Origin of the sequence: Pedobacter sp. UYP30 (assembly GCF_040547165.1) — a bacterium.
Classification (GTDB): Bacteria; Bacteroidota; Bacteroidia; order Sphingobacteriales; family Sphingobacteriaceae; genus Pedobacter.
Window position 1 is genome coordinate 248,208 of sequence record NZ_JBEPPD010000001.1, and the last position, 19,118, is coordinate 267,325.

The window sequence follows — 19,118 nt, forward strand, 5'->3', positions numbered from 1 at the left end:
TTAGTTAAATGAAAAAACTCTATCTAAATGTAGCGTTCATGTATTTGAGCCTACTAAGTGCCTATGGTCAAGTAAAAACCGTACCGATTTCAAGCGATACAAGCAGTTATCAATCTAGAAAACTTAAGGTTGATGAAGTCAATCTGGTTTCTGCCTATTACAATCAAGATGGGAACAATTCTGCAGTTACAGGAGGAATTGGTACAGAAAAGCTTAACGACATAGCCAATACCATCGACGTTCAACTCTCGAGGTTCACTAAAACCGGAAAGAAAGATGCTTTTTCGTTTGAGCTTGGTGTGGATCATTATACTTCGGCATCATCTGATAAGATTGATCCCTCAACCATCTCGTCGGCCTCAAGTAATGACACCAGAGTTTATCCATCATTAAATTGGACACGCTCTAACGAGGAAACCGGTAACTCATTCGGATTTACGGGTTCATATTCTACAGAATTCGATTACCAAAGCGTAGGTGCAGCTTTTAACCTTACACGGCAGTCTAAAAATAAGAATACACAGTTTGATTTTAAAGCACAAGCTTTCCTAGATCAATGGACAGTTATTTTGCCGATTGAGTTGCGAACGCCTAAGCTAGGAAACAAACATGACGAGCAATATGGTACCGCGCCAAGGAATTCTTTTAGTGCATCTTTTGCGCTTTCTCAAGTCATAAATCAGCGGTTTCAAGTCTCCATCAATATAGAACCTTCTTATCAACACGGTTTATTGGCTACTAAATATCAACGAGACTATTTTACAGATGGCTCGCTTAAAGCGGAAACATTGCCAGACAAACGCTATAAACTACCAATTGGTGTGCGGATGAATTATTTTCTGGATGACCGATTTATTATTCGTGCATTCTACCGCTACTATTTGGATAATTGGGGGATAAAAGCGCATACTGCCGAACTGGAAATACCAGTCAAGATTAATTCGTTCTTTTCCATTAGTCCATTTTACAGATATAGCAATCAACAAGGAACGAGATATTTTACTGCTTATGGACAGCACCAAGTTGGCGATCAGTATTTTACCAGTGATTATGACCTTTCTACGTTGAACAGCGATTTTTATGGTGCAGGTATAAGGCTTTCTCCCCCAAAAGGTGTTTTTGGTTGGCAGCGATTAAACAGCGCAGAGCTGAGGTACGGCCATTATGCTCGCTCAACTGGTCTTGCGTCTAACATTGTTTCGCTAAACTTGAAGTTTAAGTAAAAAGAGGATTAATGGTAATTGCACATCCGTAAATGGAAACGGGAATGCCGATGATGTAGGATATTTAGATTGCTGTTAACTTTTTTTTAATTAGAGGACTGTTAACAGCTACTTTAAACTTTCCTATACTTGTAACCCATCAAAAACATTATGCTCGATTTTAGACTACAGGTTTTTTATACCGTTGCCAAAAGGTTAAGCTTTACGCGTGCGGCAACAGAACTTTTTATCTCTCAACCGGCGGTAACAAAGCATATTAAGGAACTTGAATTGGCGTATAAAACAACACTTTTTAATCGGAGCGGGAACAAAAAAATGTCTTTAACGCCTGCTGGTAAGGTATTATTGAATTATGCAGAGCAATTGAATGCGCTTTACGGTGAGTTGGAGTATGACATGAATTTGTTAAACAAAGCCCATGGTGGCATATTAAGAATTGGCGCGAGCACTACTGTTGCACAATACATTTTGCCAAAAGCATTGGCGCTTTTTCATCATAAATTTACTGCGGTGCAGGTTCGTTTGATTACCGGGAATACCGAAGATATTGAACGGGCATTGTTAAGTAAAGATATTGAAGTTGGCATTATTGAGGGAATTTCTAAAAATCCACAATTGAGCTATAAGCCTTACTTGAGAGATGAATTGGTACTGGTGGCCGCCACTGGAAATAAGCGCATTAAAAAGGAAATGTTGAAGCCCGAGGATCTTAAAAATTATCCACTGGTATTAAGAGAACCTGGGTCTGGCACTTTAGAAGTAATTGCAGGGGCTTTTTTGAAACACAAAATTAAACTTGCAGACCTCTGGGTCGAAATGCAACTGGGCGGTACCGAGAGCATTAAATCTTACCTGCTTAATAGTGAAGCTTTAGCTTTTTTGTCTATCCACGCCATACTTAAAGAGTTGAAGAATAATCAGCTTACCATCATAGATGTTAAGGGAATGATGATTGAACGTACTTTTCATTTTATAACACCTCACGGACAAGCGTCTTCGCTTTCGGAACTTTTTATGAAGTTTGCTAGAAATCTAACTTTGGATTGAGTGTGGGATACGGAAGCCGAAAGTGCAAGATTAATGGCTCACGGAAATCGGAGGTTGTAAATCGGACTGTAAAGTCATTTTATTTTAGGTCTTTTATCATGATAGAGAGAATTAAAATTGCATCCTCCATGGTATGACCAGAACTTAAACCTGCGAGTCACTCTAGGCGTCTTTCAGAACCCAATCATCTTTGCGCTAACAATCTTAGTCGCTTTCTTTCGTCTGGCCTTTTCGGCATAAAAAAGATATAATATAGAGCGTGTCAAAGCTCCCAAAATCTTCCAGTTAAAACGCTATTATTTTTGTTCCAAACAAGTGCAGTAACTTTTGCAAATGATTTGGAAATCTGGTTTTCGATAACCTAAAGTTATCGTATATTCATATTTATGATAAAAAAAGGACGGTCGGTCTACTGATATTTGCATATCGAAAATACAGATATGGATAGAGACCACGCACTTAACGAAATGCCAAATGGCTTAATTTTTAAAGTAAGCACCCAAACCAGAAAGATTATATTTTTTACAGGTATATTTTTGTGCGCTACACCTTTTGTAAGCCCTGCAATTGCTCTTTTGCTTGGGCTGATTATTGCTCAGTTTACTGGGCATCCATTTATAGAACTTAACCACAAGGCAACCAATTGGTTACTCCAATTTTCTGTGGTGGGCTTAGGCTTTGGTATGAATGTGCATTCGGCATTACTGGCCGGTAGAGAAGGAGTAGTATTTACCGTTTTCTCAATTATCAGCACGCTATTAATGGGCTATTTGATGGGCAGGTGGTTAAAAATAGAGAAGAAAACCTCGCACCTTATATCTTCTGGAACGGCCATTTGTGGTGGAAGTGCTATTGCTGCCATTGCACCTGTAATACAAGCCGACGAGAAGCAGATTTCTGTGGCGCTCGGTTGTGTCTTTATCCTCAATTCCATCGCACTGTTCGTTTTTCCCATGATTGGGCATCATTTTAATCTATCGCAAACCCAATTTGGACTTTGGTGCGCCATTGCAATACATGATACAAGTTCGGTTGTTGGTGCTGCCGCAAAATATGGTACACATGCGTTAGAAGTTGCCACGACTGTAAAGTTGGCAAGGGCATTGTGGATTATTCCAGTAGCATTTCTATCTACGTTTTTATTTAAGAACAAGTCTAAGAAAATTAAGGTTCCTTATTTTATCTTGCTCTTTATTGTTGCAATGGTGGCCAATACTTATGTTGCCGAAGTAGCTGTATTAAGTCCATACATTACAATGGTTGCCAAAGCTGGGTTAACACTTACGCTGTTTTTAATTGGTGCAGGGCTTTCTAGGAATGTAATTTTAGCAGTTGGGTTCAGGCCTTTACTGCAAGGTGTTGTTCTTTGGCTTCTAATCTCTTCTGCAGCACTTTATGCGGTACTTCACTTCGCATCCTAACATCGAAAAATAATAAGCAAAAAAAAGCGCCTCTACCAAATTTGGTCGAGGCGCTTGCTATCTTATTAAAATAAAACTAGCTCTTTTTAGCGCGATTTTTGTTTTCTTCGCCTTCTAACTGAGTTTTAAGCTGTGCTAAAACGTCTAAGTCTCCTAACGTAGATTTCTCTACAGAATCTTTTACTTTTTTTACAGCTGAAACAGCAGCTTTTGCCTCTTTTTTCTTGGTTGCGCGTTCTTCATTTAAAGAATCTGCTTTTGCTTCTTCCCAAATACGTGCATGAGAAGCTACAATACGCTTAGAGTCTTTGTTAAACTCAATGATCATAAACTCATTAGTTTCATCAGACTTTACAGACGTTCCATCTTCTTTTACCATGTGCTTGGTAGGTACAAAACCTTCTACACCGTAAGGAAGTGCAATAACAGCGCCCTTATCTGTTACTTTAACCACAGTTCCTTGGTGGATAGAATTTAAAGTAAAGATGGTTTCGAAAGTATCCCAAGGATTTTCTTCCAATTGTTTGTGACCTAAACTAAGCTTGCGGTTGTCCACATCAAGTTCTAAAACAACTACGTCTAACACATCACCAACTTTGGTAAATTCGTTAGGGTGATTAATTTTCTTGCTCCAAGAAAGATCAGAGATGTGAATTAAGCCATCAATGCCTTCTTCTATTTCAACAAACACACCAAAATTAGTCATGTTTTTAACAGTAGCGGTATGCTGACTGCCAACAGGATATTTTGCTGCAACTTCTTGCCAAGGATCGGTAGAAAGTTGTTTGATACCCAAGCTCATTTTGCGATCGTCTCTGTCTAAAGTTAACACTTCAGCCTCTACTTCATCGCTAACTTTTAAGAATTCTTGTGGATTTCTTAAGTTTTGAGACCAGCTCATTTCAGAAACGTGAATCAATCCCTCTACACCTGGTATAATTTCTAAGAAAGCTCCGTAATCAGCAACGGTAACAATTTTACCTTTAACCCTAGATCCAACTTGGATGTCTTCGGTTAAATTCTCCCAAGGATGTGGGGTTAATTGTTTTAATCCTAAAGCGATACGTTTTTTCTCATCATCAAAATCCAACACAACAACGTTGATTTTTTCATCTAACGATAACACTTCTCTTGGATGCTCTATGCGGCCCCAAGAAATGTCTGTAATGTGAAGTAAGCCATCTACACCACCCAAATCGATAAATACACCGAAATCTGTAATGTTTTTAACAGTTCCTTCTAATACTTGTCCTTTTTCTAATTTAGATACAATTTCTACTTTTTGGCTTTCTAAATCGTCTTCGATAAGTACTTTGTGCGATACTACAACATTCTTGAATTCGTGGTTGATCTTAACAACTTTGAATTCCATTGTTTTACCAACGTAAATATCGTAATCGCGTATTGGCTTAATGTCTATCTGAGAGCCTGGCAAAAATGCCTCAACACCCATAATATCCACAATTAAGCCACCTTTTGTACGGCTTTTTACATAACCGCTAATAATTTGATCGTTTTCAAGCGCATCATTGATCGCTTCCCAACTTCTTTGGGTTTTAGCTCTTTTACGAGAAAGAACCAACTGTCCGTTTGCATCTTCAGGCGCTTCTACAAATACATCTACCGAATCGCCAGGTTTTAAATCTGGTGTGTCGCGAAACTCTGAGGTAGATACCAAACCATCTGATTTGAAACCTACGTTAAGTACTACGTCTTTGTTGTTAATAGAAACAACAATACCGGGGATGATTTCTCCCTTCGTAATCTGGTTAAACGTTCCGGTATACATCTCTTCATACTTTTTACGGTCTGCCTCGCTGTAATTTCCGAATACTTTTTCGTCAGCATCCCAATCAAAATCTTCTGTTGGTGTTGCTAGAGAAGACTTTATGTCTTCGATCGACAAAGAATCAGCTTCTGATTCAATGGTTTCCTTCGGGTTCAAACGCTCGTCTGAGCCCTGAAGTTCAGCTGTTTTAGCTGCTAGTTCTTTTTCTGCTACTTGTTTTTTTGCCATTAATTAATTATCTCCTTTTTTCCCTATTTAGGGATTGCAAAGGTAGAAATATCTTTTTTAAAAGAAAACTTTTTTTGAATTAATGTGATTGATTTTTAGTGCGTTAAGTATTTAGTATTTAGTATTTAGTATTTAGTACAAGGATTGGGTGCGTAAAAGAGCTAAAAATGAAAAAATAGAGAATACCTTTTGTGCGCAGAAATTAGGCGCTTTACAATTCCCCCCTTTTTAGAGGGGTGCCCAAGGGGCGGGGTGTTCTTTTGAAGTACAACCGGGGTGTTTCTTTGAAACATCAAGCTACTTGATTTTTAAACTAAAAGTGAGATAATTTTGAAAATGAGCGTTCAGTTCTATTCGGCAACTGCAGCCCCGTTATATGCTTTAGCCCCGAAAAAAAAATCGGGGGCTGTCGCTTCTACCGGGTTTAGAAATAAAGGGCAATTTAAAAAAATTGATACTCCGTGCAAATGTTAAATACAATCAAAGGAACCTATTTCTTTTCTCAAATTGGAATTTATGTTTTAGAAAATTACCAATTACCAATCAATGCAAACCTTTTGAATGGTTTTTGCACTCCAATCTAGTGTAATGGCTACAAGCCGAAGTACCTAAACCTAGATGTAGCGGCAGCACCTATTTTTGTAAAAAAAAAATAGGTCTACAGCGAAATACAGGACTGTATTTGGTTTTTTAATGCGTCCTTACGTTTTCTAATAACCAATGGGCGTAAAAACTTTTTATTCTTTTTCTGCCATATTTGTTTTAGCTTAAAAGAAACTTTCTAATTTTTCTTATACGTTCCAGACGTAAACCCTTGTCCTTCTAACGTGTTGTCATCCATAATTAAAAGCATAATGGTATTCTGGCCGTCGGCAAACTTTACTACATCGTTTTCTATTTTATAATGCACGGTAAAAGTAGAATCTGTGTAAGTATTTATTACCGTTACAGAGTCTTTGGGCATAAAATCGAAAGACTTGTATTGTTCATCGGTAGCAGTAGCATACAGCCCGGCCACCGCTTTCTGCTTAAAAAATTCTAAATAACTTAAATAAATTACCGCCAACACCACAATGGCCGTTAGCCAAATTAGAAATTGCCGACTGTTTGCAAACTTATATATCAGTCCAATTCCAATAGCAGCCACCACAATCAGCAAGCCTATATATAAGGTTTCATTATTTTGTTTTTGTACTGCTTTTACCTGTACTTTAACAGGCGACTTTTTGGGCGCAGCAATCCGTTGCAAAAATTTGCTACTTACCCATCCTTCGCCGTTGGTTACCTTTACTTTAAACACGGTAACTTTAGAACTGTCAAGGACCATCACATTTTCTCCTTCCGGCAGATGTCCCAAAATCCGGCTATTTGGTTTTTCAGTTTCTCTAATATTTAAATTGTCGCCAGTAACCTTATACATATCTTGAGCCTTTAAAGCGCCAGAAAGTGTGATGAAACCAAGTAAAAGAAAAATATATTTTAACATGATGTTGCCGTTTTGATGATTAAATTTTCTGTACAGATTTACAAAAGTATAAAACTGTTTGAATACAGGGCAAAACAATGAATTAATTATTAATGGTAAATTGTTAATTAACTGCTATTTCAAAAATAAGAGATTATCAACATTAAACGTTAACCATTTAACATTAAAAATTAACAACTGATTACCAACTTCCGCCAGCGCCGCCGCCGCTGCTACTGCCGCCGCCCCAACTACTGCTACTAGAAGAAGAAGAGGAAGAAGAACTGCTGCCACTACTAGAAGAACTTGAACGAACGAGTTTTGGTAGCACCGCAGAGCTGATAAACGTTTCGAAATGGCAATTCTCGCATTCCTTTATCAGCTCTGCGGTACCAGAACTGCTATAAGTTGCACTTTTTATTGTTTTTTTTATTGGCTGTGTAAAGGTTCTAAAATTACAACTTGGACAAATGCTAAATTTAGAATAATCTTCGCCTTCGTTTGCAATTATTTTAGGCTGGTCGCCTGATTTGCTTAGCCAAATATCATATTCGAAAACCTTAATATGTTCTTCTACTTTTTGTCCATCAGTTAAATAAGGTTTGCCTCTAGGGTTTTCATCTCTGTCTACCCGTTGCATTTCTCTACTATAAGAGTCTAAAACTGGTTCAAATCGAGCACCATTCTTCTTGCGTCTTTTAGCTTCTGAAAATAGCGTAAGTAAAACTAATGGAGAGAATAATACTATCCACCAAGCTGATTTGTTAAAGTTTGCAATTGCGTCCTCCTCATTTTTTGGGTCTGTATGTTGCTGCTTTAATTTACTAACGGCAAATTTATAATTACCAAAAACTACTAATCCTAAAATTATGTATAAAGTAACGGGCAAGTTTTTAGTTTTTACCAAAAAACTTAGGTTTTCAAACCCGATAAATGCGAATAAGAAGATACTACCAAAAATTAATAAGAATATAAGGCCACATCCTTTAATAAGTTTCTTGTCTTTATACTCTTTAAGCGTACCATCAAATTCTTTTAAAGATTTTTTCTGCTTGTTAAACAAATAGAAACAAAAGACGAACGCTAAAACTGTAATTAAAATTTTTAACCAATTGTTACTCGGAATTAATTTTGCAGGGTTTGTAAAAAGCTGATTTATTTCTGAAAAATTTCCTTTGTTAAGCAAGACCACACCCACTTTGTCGATAGCGTCCTCAACGCCCTGTCCGTAGTTATTTTCCCTAAAAGCAGGCACCAATGCTTGCTCGCCAATGTGCCTCAGCTTTACATCGGGTAATAAGCCTTCTAGCCCCGTGCCTGTAATAAAACGGTATTTTCGTCGGTCTTTTGCAACGAGCAGCAATAAACCGTTATTACTTTCTTTAGAGCCTATTCCCCATTGTTTAAACAGGTCAAAGGCAAAGTCAAAATCGTTTTGGTTTGGGTTAAAATTATTAACTATAACAACTGCAATTTGTGCATTTGATTCTTTCTCGATCGAGGATATTTTCGCATTAATATCTTCCACTTCTGTGGCGCTAAGAATGCCATCAGGATTGCTCACATAACCGCCACCATTTTCTTTTGGGTCTGGAATTTGATTAACCGTGTAGGCGGTTTGGCAAAATGCTGTGTAGGTGCATGTGAGTAATAGGAAAAAAATTACTGTTTTGAGAATCACCTTGAGCATTTCGGAATGTTTTTTGGTTATGATGAATAAGTATAAAATATCAAGTTGGAATTTTGTTCGTCAGTTAAAAAGCAAGCTATTGGTAGATAAAGCAACAAGGATAGAAAAATATTCTCTGCAAACACAATTTTAGTGTTAAATTTAAAAGCAGAAAATATTAAGTAAATTTGTGATATGTCTAAAAACAAAACCATTCCAGTATTTGAAAAACGTATTTTTTGGGATGTAAATTTTGATTCGCTTGATTATGATAGTAAGGCTTCTTTTATCATTGAGCGTGTTTTTGAGCGTGGCGATGTGCAAGATATCCGTAATTGTAGGCGGTATTATGGTGATGATAAGATAAGCAAAGTATTAAAAAATGCCAAATGGCTTTCTTTGCAAACTATTTATTTAGCGGCTGCAATTTTTAGAAACGAACTTACAGATTTTAGATGTTACAATACGCAACAGTTAAGAGAAGTTCCCTTCTCATATTAAGGCAGTTAATGGCTTTAAAAGAGCTGGGAAACTTCTGTCTTGTGGGTGGAACAGCTTTGTCATTGTATTATGGACATCGAACATCAGTCGATGTGGATTTATTTAGTGTCTTAAAATTTGAGAATGAAGATATTATAAGAACCTTAGAGAAAAACTTTCCAGGTTTTGTTTACAGAAACGCTAACAACCCGATTGGGGTTTTTGGAGCTATTGATGACCTGAAGGTAGATTTGGTAAATTATCATCATCATCCGTTAATAGAAATTCCATTATTTATTGACGGAATTAGGTTGTACCATCCGCATGATATTTTAGCAATGAAGATAGCTGCAATTTTAAAAAGGGGTGTTAAAAAAGATTTTTGGGATATTGCAGAATTGTTAAATCACTTTTCAATGCAAGATTTTATAGATTATTATACCAAGAAATTTCCTTCTCAGCAACTGATGATTTCTATTCCTTTCGCTATGACTTATTTTGCAGATGCAGAAGAGAGCGAGGATCCAATTAGCCTAAAAGGGCAAACTTGGGAAAGCGTAAAAGCGTTTATCAGCAAAAAAGTGAGCGAGTATTTAAAGTGATGATGTGGGTTGCAAAAATAGGCTTACTTTTTCTAGCGCAAAAGCCAACTGTTCTTTTTCTGTAAGATTGGTGTTGTCTAAGATAATCGCGTCCTCTGCTCGCAATAACGGACTTTCTTTCCTGGTCGTATCGGCATAATCTCGGTGGGCAAGGTTTTCGAAGACATCTTCTAACGTAACCTGGTTATTCCCCTTGTTTTCAAGCTCTCTAAATCGTCGCTCAGCCCTTACATTCGGATCTGCTGTCATAAAAAACTTAACAGGTGCATCGGGGAAAACGGCAGTGCCTATGTCTCTTCCATCCATTACAATGTTTTTAGATTTGCCCATGCGTTGTTGTTGTTTAACCATTTCGTGGCGCACAAGTTTTAATGCAGAAACTTCGCTTACATTTTCAGAAACAGGCATCAATCGAATCTCATCAGATACTTCTTTACCGTTTAACGTAATGTGAGATTGATAATCTCTGGCATGAAAATTTAATTCAATCTGTTTCAAAGCTTCTGCAACCTGGTCATTATCAAACGTATTAACCTTGTTGTTAATGAAATATAATGTTACCGCACGATACATGGCGCCGCTATCTATGTAAATAAAGTCGAGTTGTTTTGCCAATGCTTTTGCCAACGTGCTTTTCCCACAAGAGGAATATCCGTCGATGGCAATAACTAGATTTTTTTTCATGCAGAACAAAGGTAAAAAACGAAATTAAGTTTACGATAATTTTCCTTGGTATTCTTTCTACCTTTGAGTGATGTTACCGCATAAAGATGAAATTCTAAAATTTGTTACTTTTAAAACCGCTAGGAGCGGAGGTAAGGGCGGCCAAAATGTAAACAAGGTAGAAACAAAAGTATTGTTGATGTTCGACTTGGAAAATGCAGCCATTTTTACGGACACAGAAAAAATGCTTTTAAGACATCGTCTGTTTAACCGTTTGGATAGCGAAGGATTTTTACATATTTCTTCCCAAGAAGAACGGAGCCAATTGCTTAATAAAGAACGTGCTATAAAAAAGTTATTGTTGTTGATTGAACGTGCGCTAAAAGTTGATAAACCCAGAAAGCCGAGTAAAATACCGAAATCTGTAATTTTGAAAAGACTGCAAAATAAGGCGGTTAGGGCAGAAAGGAAAAAAAACAGGGCTAAGCCAGATTATGACTAGTGGTTAGATATGAGTCCTGAGATTTGAGACGCTAGATTGAGCGCCCATTCTTGGCCTCAATCTTAGCCTTTTTCGCTTTGGTCTTTGGTCTCAACCTCGTCCTTAGCCTTACCTAATTAAACCTATACACCATACTAAAGCTGCCATAATTTTGCGCTTCAGCAACACTTTTTACTTCTTTGGTTTTAAAAATCAAACTGAAATCAAAACTAAGTCTTCTAATCGTGTAATTTACACCGGCTTGCTGTTCGTAAACAATTGGTTTTACGCCAAACGTAACCGGACTATCATTATTAAACAAGCTGCCTTGTATGGTGGCATCATAAGCTACATAGTTTAATTTTGGCCGTAGGTAAAAGAAAAACTCTTTTTCGTTAAAGCGTTTGTCAGCTGTTTCTCCAATAGTAGCGTTATAGCTGCTGCTGTTAAACAACTGGTTCAGTTTTCCAATTCTTAATAAAGCAGAAATACCTGCGCCAGAAAAGGTGGTTCCTAAGTTTGCATAACCTTCGCCTGTTACATCAAAAATTTTATCGTTTGTTCTGTAGAGCAATTTGGCAGCATTTGCTGATAAATTTATGGCCAGCTCGTTTTTAATTTGGTATTCCCAACCCTCGGGCGTATAGAAACCAACTGTTTTGTGTAACAGTTTTTGCCCTTTTTCTGCTAAAGAGTTTGAACCAACAGTACCTATTTGAGCAGTGGTTTTTAACACAAATTCGTTTTTGTAGAATACCGAGTAGGTTGCTCCAGCATCTAAATAACCGGCAAAAGGCCTATCTTGATTTTCTTTTATTGGTGCATCTCCAGAATAGGGTGTATAGATTTTTTGTGCAACAGAAATTTCATAAGTTTTCTTTGCGATATTAGTTTTAAAATTTGCAGGATTTATCGCCCTACGATAATATAAAAATAGGCCATTGGTGTAGTAGCGATCATTTAGAGTGGCTAAATAAGCATCGTTCTCGGTGGTAAAGCCAAATTCGTTTTTATAAACCTGTGCAGAAGATTGCAACCATAAACAAGATAAAAGTAATACACTAAAAAAATACTTCATAAAAAAAACCTGGGCATTTGGCCCAGGCTGTAAATGTATTTATTGTTGCGCATTGCCACAACTCGATTTGCCAAAAGATGCAATTAATTTACAATTGCAGTTGGTCTTACGCTAAAATCTAATGGTTTTTTAACCTTCGTTTTTGTAAGTGCGAGCTCAATCACTTCGCTCATTTCCGTAACGTAATGAAAAGTTAAGTCCTTTACATAGCTTTCCTTAATTTCCAAAATATCTTTACGGTTCGTTTTGCATAAAATGATTTCTTTTATGTTAGCTCTCTTTGCCGCTAGTATTTTTTCTTTAATTCCCCCAACGGGTAATACTTTTCCTCGCAGGGTAATCTCGCCAGTCATGGCCAAATTGGGTTTTACTTTACGCTGTGTAAACGCCGAGGTAAGCGCAGTTAATAAGGTAATGCCAGCAGATGGACCATCTTTTGGCGTAGCGCCAGCTGGCACGTGCACATGCACATCCCATTGATCAAAAAGAACGGCGTCTATTCCAAACTCCGCAGAATGCGCCCTTAAATAAGCCAAAGCAATTACGGCAGATTCTTTCATCACATCTCCTAAATTACCTGTTAAGGTTAGTTTTCCTTTTCCTGGACTTAAACTAGATTCTATAAAAAGAATATCTCCGCCCACGCTAGTCCAGGCCAAACCTGTTACCACGCCTGCTACGTCGTTTCCTTCGTAAAAATCCTTGTCATAAATAGGAGCGCCTAAAATGCGTTCTACGTCTGCCATGGTTAAATTCGGCTCGTATTCCTCTTCCATGGCAATTTTTGTGGCTACGCCTCGCACCAAAGAACCAATCTTTTTTTCCAGCCCACGTACGCCAGATTCGCGGGTGTAATCTTCAATTACACGCTCTATAATGGCAGGTTTTAAACTTATATCCCTTGCGCCAAGACCATGGTTTTCCTTCTGTTTAGGTAGCAAAAACTTTTTCCCTATTTCTACTTTTTCTTCAATAGTATAGCCATTTACCTCTATAATTTCCATCCTATCTAACAAGGCCGGTTGAATGTTGCTTAAAGAATTGGCTGTGGCGATAAACAGTACGCTAGAAAGGTCGTAATCGGCCTCTACATAATGGTCATAAAAAGCATTGTTTTGTTCTGGATCTAGCACCTCTAGCAAAGCTGAAGACGGATCCCCACGATGATCTGAACCAACTTTATCTATCTCATCGAGTACAAAAATTGGGTTGTCTGAACCTGCCTTTTTTATAGAAGAAATAATTCTACCCGGCATGGCGCCAATGTATGTTTTTCTATGCCCTCGTATTTCGGCTTCGTCTCTAATGCCACCCAAAGCCATCCGCACGTATTTGCGGCCCAAGGCTTTTGCTATGGATTTGCCCAATGAGGTCTTTCCAACTCCCGGAGGGCCAACCAAGCACAAAATAGGCGCTTTCATATCTCTTTTGAGCTTTATAACGGCAAGATATTCTATAATGCGCTTTTTAACTTTTTCTAAACCGAAGTGGTCTTTGTCTAAAACACGTTGTGCCCGTTTTAAATCGAAGTTGTCTTTTGTAAACTCGCGCCAAGGCAAGTCTAATAAAAGCTCTAAATAATTTAACTGGATAGAATAATCTGGTGCAGCCGGATTCATCCTCCCCATTTTATCCAACTCCTTATTAAAATGGTCTGCTACAGTTTGCGGCCATTTTTTCTTGCCTGCACGTTTTTCTAAAGCCTCTATTTCTAAATCTGTAGAGTTGCCACCGAGTTCTTCTTGTATAGTTTTTAACTGCTGATTTAAAAAATAATCTCGCTGTTGCTTATCTAAATCTGTACGAACTTTAAATTGGATTTGATTTCTCAACTCCAACACTTGCAACTCGATCATCAATAAGTCCATTACCTTTTTAGCGCGATCTTGCAAATTATCCATTTCCAGAATACTTTGCTTATCAGCCATTTCGGCATTCATATTTGATGAAATAAAATTAATCAAAAACGAATTGCTCTCTATGTTTTTCAGTGCGATACTTGCCTCACTAGGTATATTGGGTGAAAGTTGAATAATTTGAGCAGAAATCTCTCTTATAGACGCAATTAATGTTTTAAACTCTTTATCTGGTTTAACTTTTGCGTCCTCAAACTTCTGTACAACGGCTTTAATGTATGGCCCGCCTTGCACTTCCTCAACCAGGTTAAAGCGTTGCTTACCTTGTATAATTACAGTGGTGTTTCCATCTGGCATTTGCAAAAGCTTAATAACATTAGCAACCGTACCCACGCTATTTAATTGGTCAAAAGTAGGGTCTTCTATAGATACGTCTTTTTGAGAAACAACTCCAATAATTTTATTGCCTTTATACGCTTCCTTAACAAGTTTAATAGATTTATCTCTACCAACTGTAATGGGAATAACTACGCCAGGAAAAAGCACTGTATTGCGCAAAGGTAAAATAGCCAGCGTTTCTGGTGGATCTTCGCTGTTCATATCATCCTCATCTTGTTGAGACATAAGCGGGAAAAACTCTGTATCTTCATTTATGATTGGCATTGAATTACTGAAATCAAAAATATTTTCTTTACTCATGTTCACATTATCCTTATCGCGACACATTGACAGTGGCATCGCATCTTTTGTAATATTTTTTAGTTAGCCTTTTGTTTTCAACTCTTGTGCCAGTATCTTGTTTTAAGACAGCGTATGTTAAAACGGCAGTTTTTATTTTTAGTTAAAAAAATCATAATGCAGCTTTTTTAGCGTTATGAAGATTATTGTAGTGCAAAAAAGCTTTTTTTTTCTTTATTTTAAAAAATAATTGGATTTTGCACATATATAGATAAAAGCAATTCAAAGGGTTTAAACTAACTAGCAGTAAATGAATTTATTAAAACAGACCTGCATAGGTCTACTCGTTTTTTATTCGGGCAATACCTTTGCACAAAGTAATTTCGATAGAAGCGTACAGGCAATTGTAAGAGCGGACTATAAAACTGCAGTGGCACAATTAGAAAAAGCTGACGCGAAAGACCCAGACAATGCCAAGGTATTGAAAATGCTTGGGTACTCGTACTTTCAAAACGGAAACAACGAAAAGAGCATTGCTACCTACACCCGGTTGGCAAGCGTTCAGCCTAATGATGTTTCTGCTTATTATTACAGAGGGAAAGCTCGTTTAAAGATAGCAAATGACCCAAAAGAAGCAGATAATTCGCTTAGGGAGAGTTTCTATACTGCTGCCATAGCCGATTTTACAAAGGCGATCGAGTTAAGCCCTTCAGATATTCAAATGTATCAAAATAGAGGTTTAGCTTATAAAGACTATGCCATTTTTAGGTCTTTTAAATCAAGAAAGAAAGCTGAAAAAGCGGCTTGTATAGCAATGTTTAGCAATTCGATAGCAGACTTTCAGAAATTGCTCACCATGCAGCCCTTGCGAAAAGACATTATAGATTGGATCGCTTATGATAAAGCGCAAATTAAAAGTTTAAAATAAGAACGGTGTTCTTACAACAAAAGCCTCCAAAATTAATGGAGGCTTTTTTTTGAATTATTAGGATGAAGTTTTTAAACAATTCGTCAGTTAATTAAATTTTCAGATAATAGACTCGTTCATTAAGCAGTTTCTTGTCACTACATTTTTACTTATAGTTAAATTTTTGATAAACCGATGTTAAACAGCACGATAGGTGTGTGGTGTGAAATTTAAAACTATTTTGAACAAGTAAAGTCTTAAATTGGCCGTGTAACCAGTCTACAAAAAAAATGGCAGTTGTTTTAAATCGAGAAAATTTATCAAAAATAGCGGATAAGAACGTTTCTATACCTTCTTCAGAAACGTTTGAGTTACCGGAAAGGATTATTCAGTTTGGCACGGGTGTGCTGTTGCGCGGCTTGCCCGATTATTTTGTTCACAAAGCAAACCAAATTGGCCTATTTAACGGCCACATTTTGGTTGTAAAATCTACTTCTTCGGGCGGCACCGATGCTTTTTCTGAGCAAGACGGTTTATACACACTTTGCGTTAAGGGAATAGAAGACGGCCAAAAAGTCGAAGAAAATATCATTAACGCGTCTATAAAAAGAGTGCTTTCTGCTTCGCAGGATTGGGCAGAGATTTTAAAAGCTGCGCAAAAGCCAGAGATGCAAATCGTTATCTCAAACACCACAGAAGTGGGTATTGTAGAAAGTGAAGATAGCATCCAAGATACGCCGCCCAAAACCTATCCGGGCAAACTGCTCTCTTTTTTACACGAACGTTTTACGGCCTTCGGCGGGTCCGCATCGAGTGGGATGGTTATTTTGCCAACAGAATTGATAAGTAACAATGCCGATGTGCTTAAAAATATTTTAATAAAGCTTTCTAACCATAATAAATTAGGAGATGATTTTTTAAATTGGTTATCAAACCATAATTATTTCTGTAATACCTTGGTAGATAGAATTGTGCCTGGAAAACTTTCTACTATCGATCAAAACAAACTGGAAGAAATACTAGGTTACAAGGATGAATTAGCCATCATGGCAGAGCCTTTTAGGCTTTGGGCAATCGAATCTAAAGAAACTCGGGTTGCAGAGCTTTTATCGTTTGCTGCTGCAGATAAAGGTATTTTTATCGTGCCGTCTATCGAGAAATTTAAAGAACTAAAGTTAAGATTGCTTAACGGAACCCACACCATGATTTGTGCGTTAGCCATTTTGGCAGGCTTCGATACCGTAAAAGAGGCCATGGCTAATGGCGCATTTAAGCATCATGTACTAAAATTGATGGAAGTGGAGATTGTTCCAGTTGTAGAAAGTAAAGACATTTTTAAAGCTGAAGCAATGGAATTTGCTAAAAGCGTGGTAGATCGTTTTAGCAATCCAGCTTTGGAGCACCATTGGCAAGCCATCACCTTAAATTATACCTCAAAAATTAAAATGAGGAATTTGCCCTTAATTGAAAAATACTACGCTAAAGAAAATAAAGTGCCTAAACGTAGTGCTTTAGGTTTTGCTGCTTATATCGTGTTGATGAAGTCGAAGAAAGAGGGTCAAGATTATTTGGCAAGTTTAGCTGATACCAGCTTCAAATTACAAGATGAATCTGCGGCAATTATTTATCAATATTGGCAAAACCCAAGCAATGCAGTCAAAAATATATTAAGTGATGAGGCCTTGTGGGGAACAGATTTAACGCGCTATGTAGGTTTTTTAGATGCCGTTAAACAAAGCGTGGACCAATTGCAGGCTAAAGGCACAAAAGCAATTTTACAAGAAATAAACGGGTAGTAGAAATGGCAAGTAGAATTTTAAAAATCCATCCAAACGATAATGTGCTCGTTGCTTTGCAAAATTTGGCGAAGGGCGAAACCATTATACATGACGGAAACGAATACGTTTTGCAAGACAACATTGCAGCTAAGCATAAATTCTTTATGCAAGACATGCAGGCCGGCCACTCGATTATGATGTATGGGGTTTTGGTGGGGAAAGCACAACATTTTATTGCAAAGGGTGGTTTAATGGATACAGAAAACACTAAACACGCTGCCGATTCCTACCAATTTAAGCCTTATCATTACAGTTGGAGCCCGCCAGATGTTTCTAAGTTTGAGGGGCGAACCTTTAACGGCTACATCCGCAGTGACGGTAGGGTAGGCACGGCCAATTATTGGTTGTTTATTCCAACTGTTTTTTGCGAGAATAGAAATTTGGATGTAATTAGAGAAGCGCTGTACAACGAGCTGGGCTATGCCGTAACTGATAAGTACAAAACCTTTACACATAAGTTGGTTGAAGCTTACAAGGAGGGCGAGAGTTTGGCAGGTGCAGATCTGCTTGACATAGGTAGCCCAAACGCCGCCGCAAATCGCGTTTTTAAAAATGTAGATGGGATTAAGTTTTTAAACCATCAGGGTGGTTGTGGCGGAACTAGACAAGATGCGGCCGTTTTAGGCAAGTTGTTGGCGGCCTATGCAGACCACCCAAACGTGGCGGGAGTTACCCTTTTAAGTTTGGGTTGCCAAAACCTACAGGTAAAAGATTTTATAGACGATTTAAAAGTACGAAATCCAAATTTCGATAAACCGCTTTACATCTTCGAGCAACAGCAATCGCAAAGCGAAGAACAACTTATAAAAGAAGCCATTAGAAGCACCTTTTTAGGCCTTGTAGAAGTTAACAAACTTGAACGGAAACCTGCCCCGCTTAGCAAATTGGTACTGGGCGTTAAATGTGGCGGCAGCGACGGTTTTAGCGGCATTAGTGCAAATCCGGCTGTCGGCTATACCTCCGATTTATTGGTAGCCCTTGGCGGGAAGGTGTTGCTTGCAGAGTTTCCAGAGCTTTGCGGTGCAGAACAACAGTTAATTGATCGCACAAAAGAAGAAACGGCAGCGAGGAAATTTATACAATTGATGCGCGCCTACAGCAAAGCTGCCGAAAACGTTGGTTCTGGCTTTTTTATGAACCCATCGCCTGGAAACATTAAAGACGGTTTGATTACCGATGCCATAAAAAGTACTGGTGCTGCAAAAAAAGGCGGTACATCTCCTGTAGAAGATGTGTTAGATTATACAGAACCCGCAGTTAAATCTGGATTGAATTTGGTCTGCACGCCAGGAAATGATGTAGAGGCTACCACGGGAAAAGCTGCAGCTGGTGCCACGCTGATTTTATTTACCACCGGGCTTGGTACGCCAACAGGTAATCCCATTTGCCCAACCATTAAAGTAGCAACAAATAATACCTTGGCCAAACGAATGAGCGATATTATCGACATAAACTGTGGGCCTATAATAGAGGGTGAAAAGACCATTGAGGAGATGGGAGAAGACATTTTAGACTACTGTATTAAAGCGGCAAGTGGCGAAGTCATTCCGAAGGCAGTTTTGTTAAACCAAGATGATTTTATACCTTGGAAGCGCGGAGTAAGCCTTTAAACTATAAAGTGAGCTAATGAGCTGCTAAACTCATAGATCAGTTTGTCATTTTGAAGATATTTAACATAGAAAATTATCAGAGG

14 protein-coding genes and 1 pseudogene are annotated in these 19,118 nt (G+C 37.9%); 9 read left to right on the forward strand and 6 right to left on the reverse strand.

The window, feature by feature from the left end:
* The first annotated feature begins 8 nt into the window (after positions 1–8).
* The 3 genes from ABIB40_RS01150 (at position 9) to ABIB40_RS01160 (ending at position 3,691) form a co-directional block, all read left to right on the forward strand.
* Positions 9–1,223: a DUF3570 domain-containing protein gene (locus ABIB40_RS01150; protein WP_354355094.1), complete on the forward strand. Its 1,215-nt coding sequence runs from the start codon at positions 9–11 to the stop codon at positions 1,221–1,223.
* 150 nt (positions 1,224–1,373) lie between these two features.
* Positions 1,374–2,270 carry a LysR family transcriptional regulator gene (locus tag ABIB40_RS01155; RefSeq protein WP_354355096.1) on the forward strand — a complete coding sequence of 299 codons (897 nt, stop codon included), beginning with the start codon at positions 1,374–1,376 and terminating at the stop codon, positions 2,268–2,270.
* A gap of 440 nt (positions 2,271–2,710) precedes the next feature.
* Entirely contained in the window at positions 2,711–3,691 is a 981-nt protein-coding gene (locus ABIB40_RS01160; RefSeq protein WP_354355098.1) for a YeiH family protein, read from the forward strand.
* A gap of 76 nt (positions 3,692–3,767) precedes the next feature.
* Here ABIB40_RS01160 and rpsA read toward each other — a convergent pair whose 3' ends face one another.
* From rpsA to ABIB40_RS01175, 3 genes are all read right to left on the reverse strand, one after another.
* On the reverse strand, positions 3,768–5,708 hold the full coding sequence (rpsA, locus tag ABIB40_RS01165; RefSeq protein ID WP_354355100.1) for a 30S ribosomal protein S1: 1,941 nt from the start codon (positions 5,706–5,708) through the stop codon (positions 3,768–3,770).
* 781 nt (positions 5,709–6,489) lie between these two features.
* On the reverse strand, positions 6,490–7,194 hold the full coding sequence (locus ABIB40_RS01170; protein ID WP_354355102.1) for an SH3 domain-containing protein: 705 nt from the start codon (positions 7,192–7,194) through the stop codon (positions 6,490–6,492).
* A gap of 181 nt (positions 7,195–7,375) precedes the next feature.
* Entirely contained in the window at positions 7,376–8,863 is a 1,488-nt protein-coding gene (locus ABIB40_RS01175; RefSeq protein ID WP_354355104.1) for a TPM domain-containing protein, read from the reverse strand.
* Between the two features lie 174 nt (positions 8,864–9,037).
* On the opposite strand from ABIB40_RS01175, the gene ABIB40_RS01180 reads away from it, so the two are divergent.
* Both ABIB40_RS01180 and ABIB40_RS01185 read left to right on the forward strand, forming a co-directional pair.
* Entirely contained in the window at positions 9,038–9,343 is a 306-nt protein-coding gene (locus ABIB40_RS01180) for a DUF6922 domain-containing protein (protein ID WP_354355106.1), read from the forward strand.
* A gap of 8 nt (positions 9,344–9,351) precedes the next feature.
* Entirely contained in the window at positions 9,352–9,924 is a 573-nt protein-coding gene (locus tag ABIB40_RS01185) for a nucleotidyl transferase AbiEii/AbiGii toxin family protein (RefSeq protein ID WP_354355108.1), read from the forward strand.
* Here the strand turns inward: ABIB40_RS01185 and cmk are convergent.
* Positions 9,916–10,608, reverse strand: a complete 693-nt coding sequence (gene cmk, locus ABIB40_RS01190) for a (d)CMP kinase (RefSeq protein WP_354355110.1) — start codon at positions 10,606–10,608, stop codon at positions 9,916–9,918. The genes ABIB40_RS01185 and cmk overlap by 9 nt on opposite strands.
* Positions 10,609–10,711: 103 nt before the next feature.
* Between cmk and arfB the strand changes: the two are divergent.
* Positions 10,712–11,089: pseudogene (gene arfB, locus ABIB40_RS01195) on the forward strand (alternative ribosome rescue aminoacyl-tRNA hydrolase ArfB); the annotation flags it as partial.
* A 112-nt stretch (positions 11,090–11,201) separates the two neighbouring features.
* On the opposite strand, the gene ABIB40_RS01200 reads toward arfB, so the two are convergent.
* Both ABIB40_RS01200 and lon read right to left on the reverse strand, forming a co-directional pair.
* Positions 11,202–12,146, reverse strand: coding sequence for a lipid A deacylase LpxR family protein (locus ABIB40_RS01200; protein ID WP_354355112.1), 945 nt, complete (start codon positions 12,144–12,146; stop codon positions 11,202–11,204).
* An 83-nt stretch (positions 12,147–12,229) separates the two neighbouring features.
* On the reverse strand, positions 12,230–14,701 hold the full coding sequence (gene lon, locus ABIB40_RS01205; RefSeq protein ID WP_354355114.1) for an endopeptidase La: 2,472 nt from the start codon (positions 14,699–14,701) through the stop codon (positions 12,230–12,232).
* A 289-nt stretch (positions 14,702–14,990) separates the two neighbouring features.
* Here lon and ABIB40_RS01210 point away from each other — a divergent pair, with 289 nt between their 5' ends.
* The 3 genes from ABIB40_RS01210 to ABIB40_RS01220 all read left to right on the forward strand — a co-directional run bounded on the left by ABIB40_RS01210 (position 14,991) and on the right by ABIB40_RS01220 (position 19,035).
* Positions 14,991–15,608: a tetratricopeptide repeat protein gene (locus ABIB40_RS01210; RefSeq protein ID WP_354355116.1), complete on the forward strand. Its 618-nt coding sequence runs from the start codon at positions 14,991–14,993 to the stop codon at positions 15,606–15,608.
* 269 nt (positions 15,609–15,877) lie between these two features.
* Positions 15,878–17,383: a tagaturonate reductase gene (locus ABIB40_RS01215; protein WP_354355118.1), complete on the forward strand. Its 1,506-nt coding sequence runs from the start codon at positions 15,878–15,880 to the stop codon at positions 17,381–17,383.
* Positions 17,384–17,388: 5 nt separating this feature from the next.
* Positions 17,389–19,035 carry a UxaA family hydrolase gene (locus ABIB40_RS01220; protein WP_354355120.1) on the forward strand — a complete coding sequence of 549 codons (1,647 nt, stop codon included), beginning with the start codon at positions 17,389–17,391 and terminating at the stop codon, positions 19,033–19,035.
* Positions 19,036–19,118 lie beyond the last annotated feature (83 nt).